3 protein-coding genes and 1 other RNA gene are annotated in these 3168 nt (G+C 65.7%); all 4 read left to right on the forward strand.

Annotation, left to right across the window (positions count from 1 at the left end):
• The first annotated feature begins 159 nt into the window (after positions 1 to 159).
• Positions 160 to 354, forward strand: a non-coding RNA gene (gene ssrS / locus HR086_RS45860) — 6S RNA.
• Between the two features lie 19 nt (positions 355 to 373).
• Positions 374 to 1000: a 5-formyltetrahydrofolate cyclo-ligase gene (locus HR086_RS45865; protein ID WP_141647040.1), complete on the forward strand. Its 627-nt coding sequence runs from the start codon at positions 374 to 376 to the stop codon at positions 998 to 1000.
• Entirely contained in the window at positions 997 to 1788 is a 792-nt protein-coding gene (locus tag HR086_RS45870; protein ID WP_141647041.1) for a TIGR00282 family metallophosphoesterase, read from the forward strand. Before HR086_RS45865 ends, HR086_RS45870 begins: the two co-directional genes overlap by 4 nt.
• 57 nt (positions 1789 to 1845) lie before the next feature.
• Positions 1846 to 3108 carry a tyrosine--tRNA ligase gene (tyrS, locus tag HR086_RS45875; protein WP_174455200.1) on the forward strand — a complete coding sequence of 421 codons (1263 nt, stop codon included), beginning with the start codon at positions 1846 to 1848 and terminating at the stop codon, positions 3106 to 3108.
• The last annotated feature ends 60 nt before the right edge of the window (positions 3109 to 3168 follow it).

A 3168-nucleotide genomic window follows, 5' to 3' on the forward strand; every position in this document is an offset into this window, starting at 1 on the left:
GTGTGGGGGGCTCCCATCATAGGGGGGCCGTGGCTGGCTTGTAAACGCGCGAGGATGCCTTGACCCCGCCGCTTCCCATCCTTATCATTTCAAAAGGTGGTCGCGAGATTTCTCAGTTATTTCGGGGCCTTGGTGGCACTGTAGCTTTGTTTCAAGGGCTGTCCCCTGCGGGGCGCGTGATGCCCAGCGGAAATTCGAACCGATACGTCCGTTCCGGGGTCCGTTTCGGCTTCCATGTGCAAGCCCTCCCCTCTCACGAGGGATGAGGGAAGCCTGCGGAGGCATGATTTCGGTCCCCACCTGGCTTTTAGGGTTCAATGGACGCTGGGCACACGGCCATGCGGCGGGGGACTTTTTCTGCGGAGCGGCGGCGGTGAGCGAGACGGTGGTGGAAGAGGCGGCGGCGGCGAGGAAGCAGACGCTGCGGGATGAGTTGACGGCGCGCCGAAAGGCGATGACGCCCGACCTCATCGATACGCGGGGTCTCAAGGTGCAGTCTCGATTCCTGGCGACGCAGTACTATCATAAAGCGAGGACTGTGGCGTTGTACGCCCCCATCCGGGGCGAGGTGCCGACACGGGACATTCTCATCGCGGCGTTGCAGGACGAGAAGATCGTCTGCTACCCGCTGTCCCATGTGCACGGGCGGATTCTCTCGTTCCGGGCCATCAAGTCGGAGGCGGAGTTGGAACCGGGCCGGCTGGGCGTCCGGGAGCCGACGAACTCCTCGGACCTGATCGCGGTGGACCAGATCGACCTGTTCGTTGTTCCGGGTCTGGGCTTCACGCGGGACGGCAAGCGACTGGGACGCGGAGGCGGCTACTACGACGCCACCCTGCGCGCGGCCAGTGCTCGCAGTCGGCGGGTGGGACTGGCCTTCAGTGATCAGCTCGTCGAAATCCTGCCTACGACAGGGGACGACGTGGACATGGACCTCGTGGTGACGGAATCCGAGACCTGCCGCGGCCTGTTTCGCGAGCCGGAATTCCTGGATACGTGAAGGTCCTCTTCATGGGAGACGTGGTGGGTCGTCCGGGGCTTCAAGCCGTCCGAGCGCTCCTGCCACGTCTGAAGGCCACCCATGGCGTGGACGTGACGATCGCCAACGCGGAGAACAGCGATCAGGGTGCCGGCATCTCTCCGGAGACGGCTGACACCCTGCTCGCCGCTGGCGTTGACCTGCTGACCAGCGGCAATCACTTCTGGTCCAAGAAGGCCATCATCCCCTGGGTGACGGCCCATCCGGACAAGCTGCTGCGGCCGGCGAACTACCCCAAGGACACTCCAGGACGAGGGCACGGCGTGGTGACGCTCAAGGACGGGCGCGCGCTGGGCGTCATCAACCTGGAGGGCCGCGTCTTCATGCGCGCGCACGACAACCCCTTCGAGGTGGTGCAGGGGTTGGTGGAGGAACTGCGCGCGCGCACGCCGTGCATCCTCGTGGACATGCACTGCGAGGCCTCCAGCGAGAAGAACGCCATGGGCGCGCACCTGGATGGGCGGGTGTCCGTCGTGGTGGGGACGCATACCCATGTGCAGACGGCGGATGAGCGCATCCTCCCCGGCGGCACGGCCTTCATCACCGACGTGGGCATGTGTGGCCCACTGGATTCGGTCATCGGGATGAAGAAGGAGCAGTCCCTGGCGCGCTTCCTGGGGCAGAAGAACGCGCCCTATGAAGTGGCCGAGCGGCTCGTCTATCTCCAGGGTGTGGTGGTGGACATCGACGATGCCTCCGGACGCGGCAAGAGCATCGAGCGTGTCCGAGTCCACCTTCCGGGCACCTGAAAGTCGCAGTGGAAGGGCCGCTCGCGCGGCGCCACTTTCGGCTAAGGTCCGCCGCCCATGAATCCGGACGCGCTGCGCAAGGCGACCCCCGAGGAGCAGTTCGAAGAAGTCACCCGAGGCACGGTGGATCTCCACTCGCCCGAGGACCTGAAGAAGAAGCTCAAGTACGCGTATGACTCGGGCAAGCCCCTGGTCATCAAGGCGGGGTTCGACCCGAGCCGGCCGGACCTGCACCTGGGGCACTCGCTGCTGCTCACGCGCATGCGACGCTTCCAGGACTTCGGGCACACGGTGGTGTTCCTCATCGGTGACTTCACCGCGCTGATTGGCGACCCCACGGGCCGCAACGCCACGCGCCCCGCGCTCACCCGCGACGAGGTGAAGGCCAACGCGGAGACGTACAAGCAGCAGGTCTTCAAGGTGCTGGACGAGGCCAAGACGACGGTGCGCTTCAACTCCGAGTGGTTGGACCAGCTCGGCACCGAGGGGATGATTCGCCTGGCGTCGCGCTACTCGCTGCAGCGCATGCTGGAGCGGGACGACTTCAAGAAGCGCTTCCGGGAGAACGTCTCCATCGCCATCCACGAGATGCTCTACCCGCTCTTGCAGGGGTTCGACTCCGTGGCGCTGAAGTCGGACGTGGAGCTGGGCGCGACGGACCAGCTCTTCAACCTCCTGGTGGGCCGGCAGCTCATGCGCGAGGAGAACCTGGCGCCGCAGGTCATCATGACGGGCCCCATCCTGGAGGGCCTCAGCGCGAAGCTCGTCGAGGGGAAGATCGTCGGCGACAAGATGTCCAAGAGCCTGGACAACTACGTGGGCGTCAGCGAGCCGGCGGACACCATGTTCGGCAAGCTGATGAGCATCACCGACGACCTCATGTGGCGCTACTACCAGCTCCTGTCGTCGCTGACGCTCAAGGAGCTGGGCGAGTTGCAGGCCAAGGTCGCCAGCGGCGAGGTGCATCCGAAGGTCGCCAAGCTGGGCTTCGCGCGGGAGATGACGGCGCGCTTCCACGGCGCCGAGGCGGGGCGCAAGGCGGAGGAGGACTTCGAGAAGCGCTTCGCGAAGAAGGAGCTGACGGCGGAGGACCTGCCGCAAGTGGAGATCTCCCTGGCCGGCGCGGCGACAATGCCCGTGACGAAGATCCTGGTCGAGGCGAAGCTGGTGGCCTCCTCGACCGAGGGGCGGAAGATGATTTCCCAGGGCGGCGCGCGGGTGAACGGCGAGAAGGTAATGGACGCCAAGGCGGAACTGGGGGCCGGCGAGTACACGGTGCAGGTCGGCAGGCTGAAGGCGGCGCGCGTCAAGCTGGTGTGAATTCCCTGGGGCACCCCGACGTCCCAGGTGCCCGAGGAGCCACCCCACCCGCCCCCATGT

It is taken from the genome of Myxococcus sp. CA039A (genome assembly GCF_013336645.1).
GTDB lineage: Bacteria > Myxococcota > Myxococcia > Myxococcales > Myxococcaceae > Myxococcus > Myxococcus llanfairpwllgwyngyllgogerychwyrndrobwllllantysiliogogogochensis.

Coding starts and splice junctions, on each gene's coding strand:
- tyrS (WP_174455200.1), top strand. CDS start 1,846: ATGAATCCGGACGCGCTGCGCAAGGCGACCCCCGAGGAGCAGTTCGAA.